Origin of the sequence: Actinosynnema sp. NPDC059335 (assembly GCF_042752395.1) — a bacterium.
Classification (GTDB): Bacteria; Actinomycetota; Actinomycetes; order Mycobacteriales; family Pseudonocardiaceae; genus Actinosynnema.
On the sequence record NZ_JBHYXZ010000026.1, the window covers coordinates 6,645 to 24,252 of the forward strand.

Here is a 17,608-nt window from a genome sequence, read left to right on the forward strand (position 1 = left end):
ATCTCCCCCGCCGGGCCACTGCCTGCGCCTCAGCGCGGACCGCCCTACCGCCCGCGCGCCGCGCCCACGGCCCCGGCGCGCCCGCCCCCCCCCCGGCCGCCCGGGGGGCCGGCGCCCCGGACCTAGTAGGTCGCGGGCCGGAAGCCGGCCCACCCGTGGCCGACCTCCTTGGCCGCGCCGAACGTGCCGTCGCCCGCGCCCCGCCAGAAGAAGAGGGCGTCGTCGCTCGCGCGCACCGCGACCAGGTCGGCGTGGGCGTCACCGTCCACGTCCAGCACGTTGAACGGGTCGAAGGCCGCCCACCCCGAGCCGACCTTCCGGCCGGCGGCGAACGTCCCGTTCCCGTTGCCCTCCCAGAACCACAGCTCGCCGTCGCCGTTGGTGGCCCACAGGTCGCCGTCCCCGTCGCCGTCCGCGTCACCGCCACCGAACTCCGGGAACGCCGCCCAGCCCTCGCCGACGAACACCCGCTGGGCGAACCCGCCCGCGCCCCGGCCCGGGTACCAGTACAGCCGCCCACCGTCCCGGCCGACGACGTCGGCGCGGTTGTCGCCGTTGACGTCCACCACCGCGAACCACTCCAACGTGTTCCAGCCCGCCCCGTCGTTGGCGAGCTTGCTGAACGTGCCGTGGCCCGAGTTGTGCCAGTAGTGCAGCGCGCCCGCCGTGTCGGTCGCCAGGATGTCGGCGAAGCCGTCGGCGTTGGTGTCGCCGACCCCGATCCGGTGGTACGCGGCCGACCACCCCGGCCCGATCTCGCTCGACCCGCCGAACGTGCCGTCCGACCGGCCCGGGTACAGGCGCAGCACGTTGTCGGGATCGACGGCCAGCAGGTCGTCGTAGCGGTCGCCGTTGACGCTCTCGGCGGCGATGGTGCGGGCCGCCGTCCACCACGTGGTCTGCTTGCGCGCCCCCGCCCAGCTGAAGCTGAAGTGGATGTGGTCGGTGTGCGGGTTGTCCCCGTTGTACGCCTGCCACCCGGCGGACGGCTCGTACGCCTTCCAGATCCGACGGTTCCAGATGACGTACATCAGGCCGAAGCGGCGGGCGAGCGCGTGGGTGTTGCCGTACCGGTCGGTGGCCAGCAGCCAGTTCAGCAGGTCGTTGGCCTGCGCTACCTGCGCCGGGTCGCCCGCGTTGAACGCGTAGTCGAGCGCACGGCCTTCCTTGTGCTCGCTGGCGCCGCCGACGTCGCAGGCGCGGACGATGCCCATGTCGCCGCGCCCGTACTCGGCCTTGACCAGGTCGCGGAACCCGACGACGCCCGGCTTGGCGACCGGGTCGCACGTGGTCTGCCCCACGTACGAGGCGTAGCGGTCGATCGCCGATCCGAAGACCGGGGTCGGCGGCGCGGCCGACGCGGGGGCCGCGAGCCCGACCGCCGTCAGGACGGCGGTCGCGAGCACAGTCAACGATCTCTTCACCTGGTACTCCTCGTGGTGCGGATCAGGGGTGACTACCGCGGGGCGGACAGCACGGTCGGCGTGCCGAACGCCGTCAGGCCCGGCACGCCGCGCCGGTCGTAGACCACGACGGTGCCGTTCGGCGTGCGGTAGGTGATGGTCCACAGTGGAGTGCTGCCGTTGGCCACCGCGGTCGTGGTCGGGTCGGTGGCCGACGGCAGGTCCGGGGTGTTGACCGGGGACCAGTCGCCGAACACGCCGGAGCCCGGGCTCGTCTCGAAGCTCGCGTGCACGATGCCGTCCGCCGCGCGGGCGACGACGGCGGTGCGGCCCAGCTGGGGGTCGAGGATCCCCGACGGCGCGCCGGCCGCGACGAACGCGCCGACGGTGTCCCACGCGGCCGGGAACACGCCGGTCGCGTCCTGGATCTTCGTGGTGACCGTGCCGTCCTCGGCCGTGGCGAACACGCGCAGCCGGTAGCCGGGGTAGACGACCACCGACGGCGTGCCCCGCCCCGCACCGCCCAGGCTCGTCCACGCCGACACCGTGCCGTCGGTGCGGTACAGCAGGGTGCCGACGCTGCCGTCGGCCACCCGGCCGAACACCTGGACGCCGTCGCGCACCGGGACCGCGGCGGGCGTGCCGGTGAGGTCGACGTCGCCGAGGTTGCGCCACGGCGACCCGTCGTGCAGCCACAGCTTCCCGTCGGTGTCGGCGGCGAACAGGCCGGTGGCGCCACCGGCGAGGGTGACCGCGGCGGGTGCGGCGGCCATCGAGCCGCCGAGCCCGGTCCAGCCGGTCCAGGTGGCGGCGCGGGGCGCGGTCTGGGCGGCCGACCACACGTTCCCGCCGTCGATGTGCTGGGCGAACACGGCCAGCGAGCCGTCGGGCTCGACGCCGAGCGCGGGCCGCCCGGTGAACGCCTCGTTGCCGGAGATCACCGTGTACTGGACGGTGGCGAAGTTGTCCAGGTTCTCCTGGTGGCCGATGACGACCCGGCCGATGTTGTCCACGTACGCGTATTCGAGCGCGCCGACGAGCTGACCGCCGGTGGCGGGCGCCTGCACGACCGTGACCGGGGTGTCGGGCAGCACGGGCACGACGGGCTGCGGTTCGGCGAACCAGCCCTCCAGGTCGACGAAGGCGGTGACGGGGCCGGCGCTGAGGTTGCGCACGCGGATCTTGCCGTCCGTGCCGGGCCTGATGACCGTGGACGAGCGGTGCGAGGAGTTCGCCGCGAACTGGGTTTGCGTCGCGGACGGTTCGGTCGTGCCGGTGGGCCACGCGCGCAGCGTGCCCGCCGCCGTGCCGCCGAGGGCCTCCAGGCTCAGCGCCGCGCCCGCGATGCCGCGGGTGGGCAGGCCGTGGGCGCCGCCCACGGCGATGTCGACGACCGAGCTGGCCGGGATCTGGCCCGCGAACAGTCGTGCGGTGAGCGGTCGCAGGCCCGCGCCCGCGGTGGCCGTCTTCGTCGCGTAGCCCATCAGGTCGATCACCAGGTGCGCGGCGGCGGCGCCCTTGTTGGTGATGGTGACCTTGCCGTCCGCGCCGAGGGTGATGGCGGCGCCGGCGGCGTTGTTGATGCCGTCCTCGTAGTCCATCAGGGGTTGGACGCCGGTCGTGCCGGACGCGCTCGCCTGGAAGTAGCCGCGTGCGGCCGGCGGGCCCAGGGTGATCTGCGCGAACACGGCCGCCGCGCCGACCGGGACCCCGGCCGTGGCGAGGGTGAGGGTCCGGCTGGCGCCGGGCTGGATGGCGCCGAGCGTCGTGCCGAGCCCGATGTTGGTGTTGACCACGCGGCTCGGCGTGACCGGGACGAAGCCGCCGTTCGTCGCGCCGGTGCTGGTGGTGAAGTAGCCGTGCGCCTCCACCAGCAGGTGCGCCGTGCCGGCGTAGTTGAACACCGAGATCCGGCCGTTGGCCCCCGGGCGCACGATCGCGCCGTTGGACAGCGTCTGCGCGGCCATCACGTTGACCATCGACACGCTCGGCCGCGCCGTGCCGTCCGGCCACGCGGTCAGGTAGGTGTTGGCCGTCGGCGAGATGGCCACGATCCTCAGGTACAGGGCGCTGACGCCGGTCGCGGGGATGCCGCCGACCCCCAGCACGGGGAACGTGGTGACGCTGCGCGCGCCGCGCGTGCCGCTGACACCGCCGACACCGCTGCGGGTGTCCAGCACGGACCTCGCGGTGGTGAACGGCACGTAGTCACCGCCCCGGCCCGCCGCGTCGGCGTGGGCGGCGGGCGCTCCCGGCACGACGACCAGCGCCAACACCACGAGCGCGGCGGCGAGCACCGCCACCGGCCCTCGTCTCTCCACTGCGGACATCCGTCCCCCTCTGCTGCCGGCGCCGCCGCTCCCGGGCGTCACCACGACGAACTCCTCGGACACCCGATGAGGCACTTCGAGTCCGACACCCCGACACCGACGTCGATCGGGCTGTCGCCGGGCTGCTTGACCGGCGAGCCGATGGACACCCCCGCCTCGTAGGCGAACTCGCGCATGTCGGGCAGGGTGTGGGACGTGCCGACCACGGGCATGATCCAGTAGCGCTGCGCGGTCGCGGTCCACCCGGCCGACGGGCCGACCGCGAACCCGTTGATCTCCTCCTTGGTCGGCTGGGCCTTGTTCAGCCAGCCGCCGCGCAGGCCGATCCCCGCGCCGGGGGTCGAGACACCCGCGCCCATGCCCCACGACACCTGGCCGTGGCTGGTGACGGTGATGCTGATCGACCGGCTGAACGCCACCGGCAGCGGACCGATCGCCTTGGCCACCGAGGCGTCGAGGGTGAGGTAGTCCGGCGCGCTGTCGCCGCCGACCAGGCTCAACGGCCCGCTGCCCATCGTCATCCGCCACGCGCAGTTGAACGCGCTCTCGCACGGCAGCGACTGGAACACCGGGATCTCGGCGACCTCCCGGGCCGCCGCCACCGCGCCGACCGCCGGGGCGGCCGAGGCGTCGACGACGGCCTTCACCAGCTCCCTCGACACCCGCGCCACGCCCGCCGCGTCGCCGCGGAACACGCCCACCACCGCGGCCGGCACGTGGGAGGCGGCCGACACCAGCGGCTTCACCGCGGACATCACGGGTTTCAGCGCGGCGGCGACGATCTTCACCGGCACCTGCTTCGCGGTCCACTCGATGACCGCGCGCGCCTTGCGGGTCACCTCGCGGCGGGCCTTCTCCACCGCCGCCTTGCGCGCCTTCTCCACCCGCCGCGCGGTCTCCTCGGCCCACTCGCGGGCGCGTTCGGCCTTCTCCCCGGCGTCACGGATCATCCGCCTGCCGCGATCCTCGGCGCGTTTGAGCAGCCGCCCGACGCCCCGGCGTGCCCGGTCGAGCCCGTCCTTGGCCCTGGACCACTGCCTGCGGCCCCACGAGCGCGCCTTGTCCCACTGCCGGGAGACCCACTTGCGGGCGCTGTCGTAGGTGCGCTTGCCCCAGTTCCGGACCTTCGCCACGAGCTTCCGGCCCTTGTCCACCAGGCCGGTGACCTGCTTGACGGCGCTCTTGAACAGGCGCTTGCCGAAGTCCTCCAACCGCCGCAGCCCCGAACCGGGCGAGCGGACGAACGAGACCGCCTTCTGCGCGGTGGAGGAGACGAAGTCGCCGACCTTCTTGCAGACGCCGCAGGAGAACTTGGGCCAGTTCCCGTCGGGGTCCTCGTTGCCCAACGGGTCGGCCGCGCCGTAGGTGTACCGGTTGGCCAGCACCGAGTCGCCCTCGGTGTAGTCGACGCGGTCGCGGGACAGGAACGTGCCGCTGTCGGGCGAGTACCAGCGCGCGCCCATGTCGACGTCGCCGGTGTCGGGGTCGGTCCAGTCGCCCTGGAAGCCCAGGTTCCCGGTGTCCCCGGTGGTGGCCAGCACCTTGCCGAACGGGTCGTAGGTGGTGGTGTCGGTCAACCGGGGCAGGGCCAGGTCGGCGGCGAGGAACGCGCCGACCACGTCGCCGTGCTCGTCGCCGAGCGCGATCCGGTCGCCGACGGCCAGCAGGTCGTCCGCGGGACCGCGGGCGTAGCGCTCGACACCGTCGGACACCGGTTCGTCGGACAGCCCGGCGTAGGCGAACCGGCCGTTGCCCCGCTGGACCAGCCGGTCCAGGGCGTCGTAGGCGTAGGTGCGCCCGCCGGCGCGGACGAGCTGGTCGAACGCGTCGAACTCGTAGGTGACCTCGCCACGCGAGGCGAGGGTGCCCCGCGCGGTGTAGGTGTAGGCGCGCTCGCCGTCGTGGAGCAGGCGGTTGCGCGCGTCGAAGGTGGCCGTCCGGCCGCCCGCCCGGACGCGGTTGCCCGAGGCGTCCCAGGCGTAGTCGACGGTGCCCGCCCCGCTGGTCCACGAGACGAGGCGGCCCGCGAGGTCGTACCGGTAGGACTGCTCGCCCGCGGCGGTGGTCTTGCCGATCAGGCGGTCGTTGTCGTCGTAGCGGTAGGTGACGGACGAGACGGTCGCGCCCCCCGTGTTGCGCAACACGTCGGAGGTGGTGCGGCCCAGTTCGTCGAACCCGTGGGCGCGCACCCGGCCCGCGCCGTAGTCCACGGTGGACAGCCGGCCCGCGACGTCGTAGCCGTAGCGCTGGGTGGTGCCGGTCAGGCCGTCGGTGACGGTGGCCAGGCGGCCGCCCGAGTAGCCGAACGTCGAGGTGCCCGCCGCGTCGGTGCGGGCGGTCGGCCGGCCGTCGGCGTCGTAGGCGAAGTCGGCGCTGCCGGACGGGCCGCGCGCGCTGAGCAGGTTGCCGCGGTCGTCGTAGGTGTAGGTGTTGTCGCCGTCCGGGCCGCCCGCCGCCACCGGCCGGTCCAGCGGGTCGTAAGCGCGGGTCCGGGTCGGTGTCGGCACGGACGCGCCGGACCCGGAGCGGGAGGTCGGCCGGCCCGCCGCGTCGTAGACCACCTCGGTCACCACGGCGCCCGGCGCGGTCATCTTCACCAGGTTGCCGTTCGCGTCGTAGGCGGCGGTCCAGGTGCGGTCCGCGAGGGCGGGGTGCGCCGGGGTGGACGGCTCGACCAGGGACTCGACCAGGCCGAGCGCGTTGAACGTGAAGGTCGTCGCGTTGCCGCGGCCGTCGGTGTACCGCGTGCGGCGGCCGGCCGCGTCGTAGCCGAACGACGTGGTGATCGACTCGGTCGCGGACACCGGCTCCACCTGGCGCACCACCCGGTCGTCCGCGTCGTACTCGAACGTCGAGGTCACGCCCATGGCGTCGGTGGACGAGGTGCGGTTGCCCTCCGGGTCGTAGGCGTGCCGCTGGGTGCGGATCACGGACCCGTCGGCCCGCAGGTCGGCCTGCGCCACCAGCCGCCCGGCCGTGTCGTAGGTGCTCTGCGCGGTGCGCCCGGTGCCGTCGGACTGCCGCACGGCCCGGCCGCTCGCGTCGTAGCCCAGGCGCGTGACCACCCCGGCCGGGTCGGTCGTGCGGATCACCCGGCCCACCGGGTCGTAGGCGGTCAACGTGACCGCGCCGCCCGGCGTCCGGGCCCGCACCACGCGCCCGGCGTCGTCGTAGGTGAACCGCGACACCAGGTTGTCCGCCACGGGACGGCGCTCGACCACCGTGGACGTCACCCGCCGGTCGAGGTCGTCGTACGTCGCCTCGGTGCGGCCGCCCAGCGGGTCGGTGCCGGTCAGCTCCTGCCCGGTGCGGGTGTAGGTGTGCCGCCACACGGCGCGGTCCCCGTCGGAGGCCATCGGCCGGTCGACCTCGACCACCCGGCCCAGCTGGTCGTAGGTGTACCGGACGCTGTTGCCGCGCGGGTCGGTGACCTCCACGACGTTGCCGAGCGCGTCGTACCGCGTCCGCGTGGTCGGCGTGACGGTGTCGGTCGCGCCGGGCGCGCGGTAGCCGGGTTCCGCCTCGGTGACCCGCCTGCCCAGCCGGTCGTGGGTGAACCGCCGCACCAGGCCGACCTCGTCGGCCGACGCCGTCTGGTCGCCGAACGCGTCGTACCCGGTCCGGGAGGTGGGGCGCACGGTGGCGGGCGTGCCGCCGACGGCCTCGGCGGACACCGGGGGAGCGGTCTCCGCGATCTCCCGGCCCAGCTCGTCGTAGGCGGTGTCGGTGGTGAACGCGGCCGGGTCGGCGCCCGGCGCGTTGCCGCGCGGCGAGGTCTCGGAGACCTTGAGGCCGCGCTGGTCGTACCGCGCGGTGGTGACCATGGTCGTGTCGCCCGCGGTGACGGTCTCGCGCACGGCGTTGCCCGCGTCGTCGTAGGCGTAGTCGACGACCTCGGGCGCGGTGGACACCGGCCACGGCACGTTGGACGCCTTGCCCGACCGGCTGACCCGCGTCACGTTGCCCGCCGCGTCGTAGGTGGTGACCGTGGTGAGCGCCAGGCCGTCCGGGTCGTGCACGACGGTGGTCGGGTTGCCCGAGCGGTCGTAGGCCGAGGTCGTGGTGGAGGTGCCGTCGCCGGTCACCGCCCGGACCACGTGGCCCGCCGCGTCGTAGGTGTTCTCCTCCAGCACGTAGTCGCGCGTGCTGCCGTCGGGGTTGTGGAAGCCCTTCAACACCGCCTTGTGCAGGCGGTCGTCGCCGAAGTAGGTGTACTCGACCCGCCTGCCCATCGCGTCGGTCTCGCTCGCCTTGCGGCCGGCGAAGTCGTAGGAGTAGGAGCGCAGGACGAGGTAGCCGTCGGTCAGCCCGCCCCCGTCGTCGCCGCGGTAGTCGCGCAGCCGCACCTCGGCGAGCGCGTTGCGCGCGGTGTAGGCGAAGTCGTGGCGGGTGCCCGCGGCGTTCGTGGTGGACACGACGTTGCCGAACCGGTCGTAGTCCCGGGTGGACTCGCCGCCCTCGGCGTCGGTCACCCGGACCGGGCGACCGGACTCGTCGTAGGCGGTGCGGGTGGTGCGGGTGGCGCCGCCGCCGAGCAGGTCGACCTCCTCGACCGCGGTCTGGTTGCCGTCGGCGTCGTAGGCGGTGCTCACCTGTCGCTGGTGCTTCGTGCCGTTCACGGCGTCGGTCGTGGCGGGCTCGGTGACGCGGGTCCGCCGGGACAGGGCGTCGTAGCCGTAGGTCGTGGTGACGCCCGCCGGGAACGTGTCGGACACCTCCCGCTCCGAGGTCAGCCGGCCGAGCACGTCGTAGGAGTAGTGGGTGACCAGCCCGGACGGCGTGGTCAGGCGCGCCAGGTCGCCGTTGGCGTAGTACGCGTACCGGGTGACCTTGCCGCGCGCGTCGGTGGTCGTCAGCGGCAGGCCGGCGGGCACGATCCCGCCGCCGACCGCCGCCTCCGCGCCGTTGGTGTAGGTGTGGCGCACCGTGGCGCCGTCGGGCTCGGTCTGGGTGGCCAGGTCACCGGTCGCCGTGTAGGTGTAGGCGGTGCGGTAGGTCGGGTCGGTCGCGCCGGCGGACCGCGCGTCCCGCGTCTCCGACGGCTGGTCCGCCCGCGGGTCCGCGGCGTCGCCCGCCGGGTAGGCGGTGTGGCTGGTGTGGCACTCGCCGGCGCGACGGCACGTCGTGGTGGACGTGGCGTTGCCGCGCGCGTCGTACGTCATGGCCACCGCGTCGCCGTTCTCGTTGGTGACCGCGGTCAGGTTGCCCGCGTCGTCGTAGGAGAACGACCGGATGGCCATGCCGTCGACCGGGTGCCGCACGAACACCGGCCCGCCCGCGTCGCCCGGGATCACGGTGCAGAACTTCGGGTCGGCGGGGTCCGGGGCGCTGCACTGCTCGACCGGCTCCGGCTCGGGCGCCGGCTCGTCCTCCTCCCGGGCCTCCAGGCCGAGCGGCGTGCCCGAGCGCAGCAGGTGCCCGGTGACGGCGTCGAACTCGTACAGGCTCGGCCGGTTGCCCGGGTCGAGCACCTGCACGCCGCGCCGCAGGTCGTCGTCACCGCCGTAGACCACGGTGGGGCCGATCTTCCACAGCCCGCCGTCGCGGTCGGTGTAGGTCGTGACGCGGTCCAGGTCCACGTCGTAGGTGGCGCGCGAGGAGACGTTGCCGCTCGGCCGGGTCACGGTCGCCACCAGGTCCGCGGCCGTCGTGCCCTGCCGGTGGTGGGTCGACACGGCGTTCGGGCCGAGCGGGTGCGAGTAGACCGCCACCTCGTCCACCGAGCCGCTGAAGAACCGCCGGCCCGCCGCGCCCCACGCGGGCCACGAGCCGGGCGTGCTCACCTCCGCCGCGCCGACCTGGTTGAACGTCAGCTGCGCGTGGTCCAGCGTCACGCCGGCCGCCGTCGCCACCCGGGCGCCGTCGAGGTAGAGCGTCTGCGTGGCGCCCATGAGCGACAGCACGACGTGGTGCCAGCGGCCGTCGTTCACGGCGCCCGGCGAGGCGAGCGGCGCGATCGTGGTGGCGCCGAAGCCGCCGCGCAGCCTGCCGTCCGTGCCGACGTACAGCACCGGGACGCCGCGGCCCGGCGTGGTGCCGAACGCCTTGTCCTGGTAGCCGAGCAGCGGGCCGCCCGCGCCGGTGACGTTCGCCTTGAACCACAGCTCGACCGCGCCGTCCCGGCTCTTCTTCAGCAGGCCCTTCGGCAGGTCGAGCCGGGTGGAGGAGCCGTTGAACGACGCCGCCGTCCCGGTCGTGCCCGCCAACGCGCCCGCCGTGCCCAGCGCCGCGTTCACGTACGCGCCCGCGTCCTCGCCCAGGTTGGCCGACACCTCGCTGCCCGCCGCCGTGCCCTGCGCCTCGCCGAGCCGCCAGTACGACTCCGGCCGCGAGTCCAGCACCGCGCTGCGGTAGTGCGACCCGGTGCTGTAGGCGTACTTCGTGCACCCGCCGCCGGGCGCGCACGCCTGCGTCAACGTGTCCCCGGCGTAGCCGTAGGTCCAGGTGGTGTTCGCGTCGGTGGTGACGGAGGTGATGTGCCCGCCGGTCCACGTGAACCGCAGCGCCCGGCCGGCGGTGTTGCTCTGGCTGTTGGCCACCTGTGCCTTGGCCAACCTGCCGTCCGCGGCGTTGTAGGTCAGCACCACCGAGCGGCCCGCGCGATCGGTCGTGCGGCTGAGCAGGCCGGCGGCCGTGAACAGGTGCACCGTGCCCGTGCGGTCCGCGAGCCGCCAGCCGCCAGCCTCCCGGGTGAGGCTCGACACCCGGCCGGGCGGCGGCGCGTAGGAGCCGTCGGGGTCGCGGCCGTACCGGACCGCCTGGCCGTCGGGGAAGGTCACCACGACGTTGCCGCTGCCGTCGTCGTCCGGGACCAGGCGCATGTCGTAGCGGCTGGTCCAGCCCGCGCCGAACACGCCGTCCCGGCGCGGGTCCAGGCTGTTGTAGGTGCGCACCACGTCCAGCTCCGGTCCGACCGTGGCCACCGTCGCGTCCACCGCGACGTTCGACACGCCACCGGTCAGCGGCTCGAACTCCCGCTCGTCCGACGCCGCCGCCGCCCGCGAGACCAGCTCGGGTTGCGGCACGACGGTGTCCAGCGCGGACCGCGGCGACGCCACCTCGTTGCCCGCGTCCCGCACGACCACCCGCCACAGGTAGCCGCGGCCCCACGACAGCCGACCGTCCGGGACGGTCCACTGCGGACTCGCCTGGAACCCCGAGTCGAAGCACGACGTCGCGTCGTCCGCCCGGCACACCTCGAACCGGAAGGACAGCGACGCACCCGGCGGCGCGTCCACGTCCAACGCCCGGCCCCACAACATCGGCGTCAACGTCGGCGCGCGGTAGCCGTTGGGCGGGTGCAGCTCCTGCACCACCGGCGCCAGGTCGAGCACCTGCAGCGCCAGCCGGGCGGGCGGCACCTGGTGGTCGGTGAACACCACGCCACCGGTGCGGACCATGGTGAAGTCGAGGAAGTAGGACCCCGGCGGCAGCGCCTGCACCGTCGCCTCGACCGTGACCCGCGCGCCGCGCGCCACCGTGCCCGGCAGCGACGCCGCGCGCCGCTGGCCGATCGCCGCGCCGGTCCGCGCGTCGTACGCCCGGTAGGCCAGGTAGTAGTCGGCGGGCGCCCACGCCTCCGCGCTCCTGTTGGTGACGGTGACCTTGACCTTGCCGTCCTGGTTCTGGAGCACCGGCGGGTTCGGCACCGGGTCGGGGATGGCGTACTCCGCGTGGTACGGGCTGTGCCTGACGAACAGCCGCGGCGGGTTCGCCGTCGCCGTGCCGGTGAACCGCTTGCCCGACACCGCGTCCGACACGTCGGCCCGCAGCGACAGCCCGTTGTTCGCCGCCGTGCCGTCACTCCAGCCCTGCACCAGCCTGGCGCCGTCGCCGCCGAGGTCGAACACCTCGGCGGCCGCCGGGCACTGCGACGTCGACTGCCCGGTCGCCACGTAGCCGTGCGCGAACGACCGGCTCGCCAGCGCCGCGCCGACCGCCGGCCCGGGGTAGGCGTAGGAGCCCGTCGCCGACCACGCCTGCGTCACGGGGTGCACCGCCACCGGCCGCGCCTGGCACGAGTTCGCGTCGAACTCGACCACCTGGAGCTTCGCCCCGAACACCACGTGGCCGCGCAGCCGCTCCACCAGGCTGCCGAACCGCACATACGCGGCCGTCGACACGCCCGCCACCCGGCCCACCCGCAGCTCCGACCCGCCCGCGACCGACGTCGAACCCTGCACCGACATCGCCGCGTCCGCCGCGGCGCCGTCCACCGGCAGCGTCACCGTCGGGTCCACCAGCACCGGGTACCGCCGGGCCGGGTCGGCGAGCCACGACTGGTCCAGCTCGACCTTCACCACGTCGCCCACCAGCGAGTACCGCACCCCGCGCGACACCGCGCCGGCCGCGTCCACCATGTCGCCGGGCGGCACGACGGCACGCGTGGCGCCGCCGTCGGTCAGCACCAGGGTCTGGTCGCGGAGTTCGGCCCGCAGGTTGCGCAGGGCCAGCGCGAACTCGAACTCGCGCGTGGCGAGCGCGTCCTTGAGCACGAGGGTTTCCTTCAGGCCGCCGGGCCGGGCCTGGAGCAGCAGGTCCACGCCCGGCCGCGCGTCGGGGTAGCGGACCTGGTCCCGGTCGGCCCGGCCGGGCCGGTGCGCGGCGTCCCGCAACCGGTAGCCGAAGGCGTGGTCGCCGTCGAGGTCGACCACGTGCTCGCCGTCCGCGTGCCGGGCCAGCGTCAGGCCGACCGCGTTGGTGGTGTTGCGCCAGCCGTCGTCGGCGGCGGCGAGCGTGGTGTCGATCGGCTCGAGCGTGCCGGAGCCGGACTCGTAGTTGACCGGCACGGCGGAGAACTCGGTGGTCTCGGTGCCGTCGGCGTTGGCGTAGACCCGCTCGCGCGACCCGCGCGCCTCGACCCGCTCCCGGCTCGTCGCCGGGTCGAACCCGGACCGCGCCGCCGTCGGACCGGCCGTCACCGACGCCGTGTTCGCGGGCGGCGGGGTGGCCGTCGGGCGCGGGTGGCGGCCGCGGTGCGACCGCGGCAGCTCCCGGTTGACCACGCCCGGCTCCAGGTGCGGCTGCCCGGCCGCCGACCCCCACCGCTGCTGCGGCGCCTCGGTCGCCCGGGACGGGAACACCGGGCCGACGGGCCCCGCCACGTCCCCCGCGGCCGTACCGGCCAACAGCAGCGCCACCAGCGCGAACGCGCACGCACGGGCTCGGTTCGTCCCCACGGCCCCTCCTGCCGCGGGACAGGCCCCGTCCGCACACCGACACCCGGTGTCCCCCCTGGCCTGCCCCGGCACCGAGGACCGTAGGGACGGCCTCTAACAACTCGCTAACCGATGATCAGCCGAGGGTGAGGAACGCGGGCAGCCGCAGGGCCTGCTCCGCGAGGCCCAGCTCGCGCAGGGTCGCGTCGACCTCCTCCCGGTGCGCGTCGGCCGCCGGGTCGCCCGTGCGGGCCAGCACGAGGTGCAGCCGGGCGTGCACCCGGGCCGTCTCCAGCCGCGCGCCCGTGTGCCGCCAGACCGCCAGCGCCCGGTCCAGGTGGTCACGCGCCCGCGGCAGGTCGTCGGTCAGCACCGCCAGGTCCGCGATGGCGCGGTGGACCTCGGCCGTGGTCGTGGTGTCACCGGTGGCCTCGAAGACCCCCAACGCCTCCCGGAACCAGGCGTCGGCCCGCTCCGGGTCGTCGCGGCGCATCGCCACCGAGGCCAGCCGGAACCGCGCGTACGCCACCATGGCGGGGACGTCGAGCGCCGTGGCCGTCGCCATCGCCCCGGCGAACCACTCCTCCGCCTCGTCCACCCTCCGCGCGTCCAGCAACGCCGTGCCGTAGGTGAGCGCGTGCAACGCGGCGACCCGCGCGGTGCCCGCCGCGCTCTCCAGCTCGAACGCCTCCCGCGCGAACGGCAGCGCCTCCTCCGGCCGACCGGCCTCCACGTGGTTCGCCGCCAACCCCGCCAGCGCCGAACTCCGCACCTGCGCCGGTGTGCCGTCGTCGCACGCGGCCAGTCCCGCCCGGTTGCACCGCATCGCCTCCGCCAACCGCCCCTGCCGCCGGGCCACCAGCCCGGCCTGCGACCACGACCGGGCCTCCAGCGCGCGGTCGCCCGTGCGCACCGCCAGCTCCCGCTGCTCGACCAGCAGGTCCGTCAGCTCGTCGGGCCGGTCCCGCTCGGCCGCGCTCGCGATCATGGCCGTCAGCAGCCTCGCGCGCACGTCGTCCGGAACTCCCGCGCCCGGCTCGCGGGCCGCCGCCACGGCGGTGCGCATCACCTGCTCGCGGTCGCGGTTGCCGAGCAGGCCCAGGTAGCCGACCAGCCGCAGGGCCAGCCGTGCCGCCCGGTCGGCCAACCCCAGGTCCGCCGCCTCGCCGACCAGGCCGACGAGGGTGCGGCGTTCGACGTCCAGCCACGCGCGCGGCGCGCCGAGCACGTGCGGCAGCGCCTCCGGCGGCGCGGCGGGCACCGCGACGCCCCGACCGGCCAACATCCCGTGCCCGAGCCGTTCGTCGGCGGCGCCGGCCAGGCCGAGCCACGCGTCCACCAGGTCGGAGGTGGTCGAGAACCGCTCGTCGGCGGTGTCCTCCCGCTCCGCCCGTTCGGCGGCGAACTCGGACACGAGTTCGTGCAGCCGGAACCGCCGCTGACCGACCGCGTCCACGCCGGTCGGCTCCAGCAGGTGCACGTCCACCAGCTGGTCCACCGCCTCCGGCGACCCGCCGAGCCGCCGCACCACCCAGGCCGGCACGTCCGGCGACACCAGGCCCAGCCGCCGGAACAACGTCCGCGCACCGGCGTCCAACGCCCGGTAGCTCAACCCGATCGTGGCCCGCACGTCCATGTCCTCGACGGCCAGCTCGCCCAACCGCCCCCGTTCCGCCCGCAACCGGGCGGCGAACCCGGCCAACGTCCACCGCGGCCGGGTCGACAGCCGCGCCGCCGCGATCGCCACCGCCAGGGGCAGGTTCCCGCAGGCCGCGACCACGTCCGCCGCCGCTGCCGGGTCGGCGGCCACCCGGTCGTCCCCGACCACGGCGCGGAACAGGTCCAACGCGGCCTCGTCGGACAGCTGCGGCACCGTCCAGCGCGCGCCGCCCGGCAGGTCGGCGAACTGCCGGCGCGAGGTCACCAGCACCCCGCACCCCGCCGCGCCCGGCAGCAGCGGCAGGACCTGCCCGGCGGAGCCGGCGTCGTCCAGCACCACCAGCACCCCGCACCCGGCCAGGCGCTCCCGGTACCGGGCGGTCAGGAGGCCGGTGTCGGCCGGCACGCCCTTCACCCCCAACGCCCGCAACCAGCGCGCCATCACCCCGTACGGGTCGACGGGCGTGCGACTGCCCCTCAGGTCGGCGTACAGCTGGCCGTCGGGGAACCGGTCCGCGACCGAGTGCGCCACGGCCAGCGCGATGGTCGTCTTCCCCACCCCGCCGGGCCCGGCCAACACCGCCACCGACCCCGCCGCCCCCACCGCCTCCGCCACGCCCGCGACCAGCGCGTCCCGCCCCACCGGCCGCCACGACAGGGCGGGCAACTGCCGCGGCGTCAACCGGCTCACCACCCCGGGCGCCCACCCCTCGCCGCTCAGGATCCGCCGCTGCAACGCCACCAGCCCGGCGCCCGGCTCCACGCCCAGCTCGGCCACGAACCGGGCGTGCACCTCCTGGTACACGTCCAGCGCCTCGGCCCGCCGCCCCCGCGCCGCCAGCGCGGACATCCGCACCTCGTGCAGCGACTCCCGGTACGGGTGCGCCGCCACCAACGCGGGCAACGCCGTCAACACCTCGTCCGCCCGCCCCAACCCCAACAACCCGCGCAACCGCAGCTCGGCGACCCCGAGCCGCTCCTCCTCCAACCCGGCTCGGGCGAACTCGGCCCACTCCCCGTCCACGTCCGCCAGCGCCCGCCCCCGCCACGACGCCAGCGCCCGCTCGACCGCCGACACGACCGACTCGTGATCGCCGTCGCCCGCCGCGTCACGCGCCCGCCGCGCCGACGACCGGAACTCGTCCACGTCCGAGACGTGGCCGTCGACCCGGACCTCGTACCCGGTCGGCCGCGTCCGGATCACGTCGCCGCCGACCCTCCGCCGCAACGCGCTCACCAGGTTGTGCAACTGCGCCTTGGCCGTCGGCGGCGCGCCGGGACCCCACACAGCCTCGATCAACCGCGACCCGCCGACCGGCCGGCCGCCCTCCAGCAGCAGGACCGCCAACACCACGCGTTCCCGCCGGCTGCCCGCGCCCAGCTCCCGCCCGCCGTCCCGCACCCGGACCGGTCCCAGCAGTCCGAACCACATGCCCGACACCCTAGGACCGCGCACAACCACGCCCCGTGACGTCAGCGGGGCCGCGGCGGCCTCGTCAGGTTCCGCCACGAGCCGCGCACCGGTGACGGTCGAAGGCCGCCCCCGCCCGCTCCGCACCTTCCCTGGAAGCCCGGTCGGCGGGCGCGCCGGGCGCGAAGGCGAACGCCCGCGCGCCCGGCGCGCCGCGGACTACTCCTCGACGGTGATCGCCAGCGCCGGGCACATCACCGCAGCCTGCCGCACGTCCGCCAGCCGCTCGGCCGGGGGAGCGGCGTCGAGCAGCACCACGACGCCGTCCTCCTCGCGCTGGTCGAAGACGTCGTCCGCGGTCAACGCGCACTGCCCGGAACCGACGCACCTGTCCTGGTCGACAACCACCTTCACGACGTCCTCCTCGCCCTCACCAGGTCACCGGCAACTCGGTGACGCCGCCGGTGATGGTCGTGCGGACCTCCAGGTCCTCGACCCGCTTGACCAGTCGGAGGCCGGGCAGGCGGCGCGCGAGGGCGGCGAACACCACGCGCAGCTCGGTGCGGGCCAGGCTCGCGCCGATGCAGAAGTGCCCGCCGTGCCCGAAGCCGAGGTGGGCGCGTTCCGGGCGGTCGGGGTCGAACGCCTCGGCGTCGCGGTAGACCGAGGCGTCGCGGTTGGCGGCGTTGATCGACAGGACCACGGCGTCACCGCGCCGGATCGTGACGCCGGCGACCTCGACGTCGACGTGCGCGTACCGCAGCAGCCCCAGGTCGCCGGGCGCGCCCAAGCGCATGATCTCCTCGACGGTGGCGTTGATCCGGCCGTCGGGGTCGGCGGTCAGGGCCGCCCACTGGTCGCGGTGGGTGAGCAGGAACAGCGTGCCCAGGCCGATGCGGTTGACCGTGGTCTCGTGGCCGGCGAACAGCAGCCCGACGCAGAGCCGGACCATCTCGTCGTAGTCGAACGTCGGGTCGGTGCTCTGGGCGCGCACGAGGTCCGAGATCACGTCCTCGCCCGGTCGTGCGCGCTTCGCCTCGACGAGCCCGACCATGTACCGGCTGAACTCCTCGAACGCCCGGTGGGCCTCCTCGCCGATGGCGAGGTCGGACATGCGCTCGGACAGCGAGTGGAAGTGCTCGCGGTCGCTTTCCGGCGCGCCGAGCAGTCGGCAGATGACGGCGACCGGCAGCGGCAACGCCAACCCGGCGTGCAGGTCGACCACCCCGTCGGGGGACGCGGCGCGCTCGGCGACCAGCCGGTCGAGGTAGCCGTCGACCAGGTCGCGCAGGTAACCGGAGAGCAGGTTCATCCGCTTGGCGGAGAACGCGGGGGTCAGCAGCCGACGCATCCGGGCGTGGTCGGCTGCCTCGGTGTCGTGGTTGCCGGTGGGCCCGTCCAGGATCGCGGCGGTCGACAGGCGCGCGGCCTTGTCCGGCTCGGGGTGGGAGCGGCCGAGCCGCTTGTCGCCGAGCAGGTCGCGCACCTCCTCGTAGCGGGTGACCAGCCAGGCCGGGTCCCCGGTCGGCGTGGTCACCCGCGCGACCGGCGCCGCCCGGCGCAGCACCTCGTACACGGTCTCTTATACCCCTCTCCGAGCCCACGAGACACCGCCGGATCGCGGGGGGCGGGGGCGGGGGGGTATCT

6 protein-coding genes are annotated in these 17,608 nt (G+C 75.1%); all 6 read right to left on the bottom strand.

Going from position 1 to position 17,608, the window contains the following annotated elements; translation table 11 throughout:
• Positions 1-122: 122 nt before the first annotated feature.
• The 6 genes from ACFXGA_RS11260 to ACFXGA_RS11285 all read right to left on the bottom strand — a co-directional run bounded on the left by ACFXGA_RS11260 (position 123) and on the right by ACFXGA_RS11285 (position 17,537).
• A complete protein-coding gene (locus ACFXGA_RS11260; protein WP_378086641.1) occupies positions 123-1,424 on the bottom strand; it encodes an FG-GAP repeat domain-containing protein in 1,302 nt (433 codons plus the stop codon).
• 32 nt (positions 1,425-1,456) lie between these two features.
• Positions 1,457-3,733 (bottom strand): hypothetical protein, encoded by a 2,277-nt coding sequence (locus ACFXGA_RS11265; RefSeq protein WP_378086642.1) that lies wholly within the window; start codon positions 3,731-3,733, stop codon positions 1,457-1,459.
• 38 nt (positions 3,734-3,771) lie between these two features.
• Positions 3,772-12,912, bottom strand: a complete 9,141-nt coding sequence (locus ACFXGA_RS11270; RefSeq protein ID WP_378086644.1) for a LamG-like jellyroll fold domain-containing protein — start codon at positions 12,910-12,912, stop codon at positions 3,772-3,774.
• A gap of 115 nt (positions 12,913-13,027) precedes the next feature.
• Complete coding sequence (locus tag ACFXGA_RS11275) at positions 13,028-15,982, bottom strand: BTAD domain-containing putative transcriptional regulator (RefSeq protein ID WP_378086646.1); 2,955 nt, start codon at positions 15,980-15,982, stop codon at positions 13,028-13,030.
• Positions 15,983-16,180: 198 nt separating this feature from the next.
• Positions 16,181-16,375, bottom strand: coding sequence for a ferredoxin (locus ACFXGA_RS11280; RefSeq protein ID WP_378086648.1), 195 nt, complete (start codon positions 16,373-16,375; stop codon positions 16,181-16,183).
• 16 nt (positions 16,376-16,391) lie between these two features.
• Positions 16,392-17,537, bottom strand: coding sequence for a cytochrome P450 (locus tag ACFXGA_RS11285; protein ID WP_378086650.1), 1,146 nt, complete (start codon positions 17,535-17,537; stop codon positions 16,392-16,394).
• Positions 17,538-17,608: the final 71 nt, after the last annotated feature.

Excerpts from the sequence above, each read along its gene's own strand:
- ACFXGA_RS11265 (WP_378086642.1), bottom strand. The coding sequence starts at position 3,733 with ATGTCCGCAGTGGAGAGACGAGGGCCGGTGGCGGTGCTCGCCGCCGCG.
- ACFXGA_RS11275 (WP_378086646.1), bottom strand. The coding sequence starts at position 15,982 with ATGTGGTTCGGACTGCTGGGACCGGTCCGGGTGCGGGACGGCGGGCGG.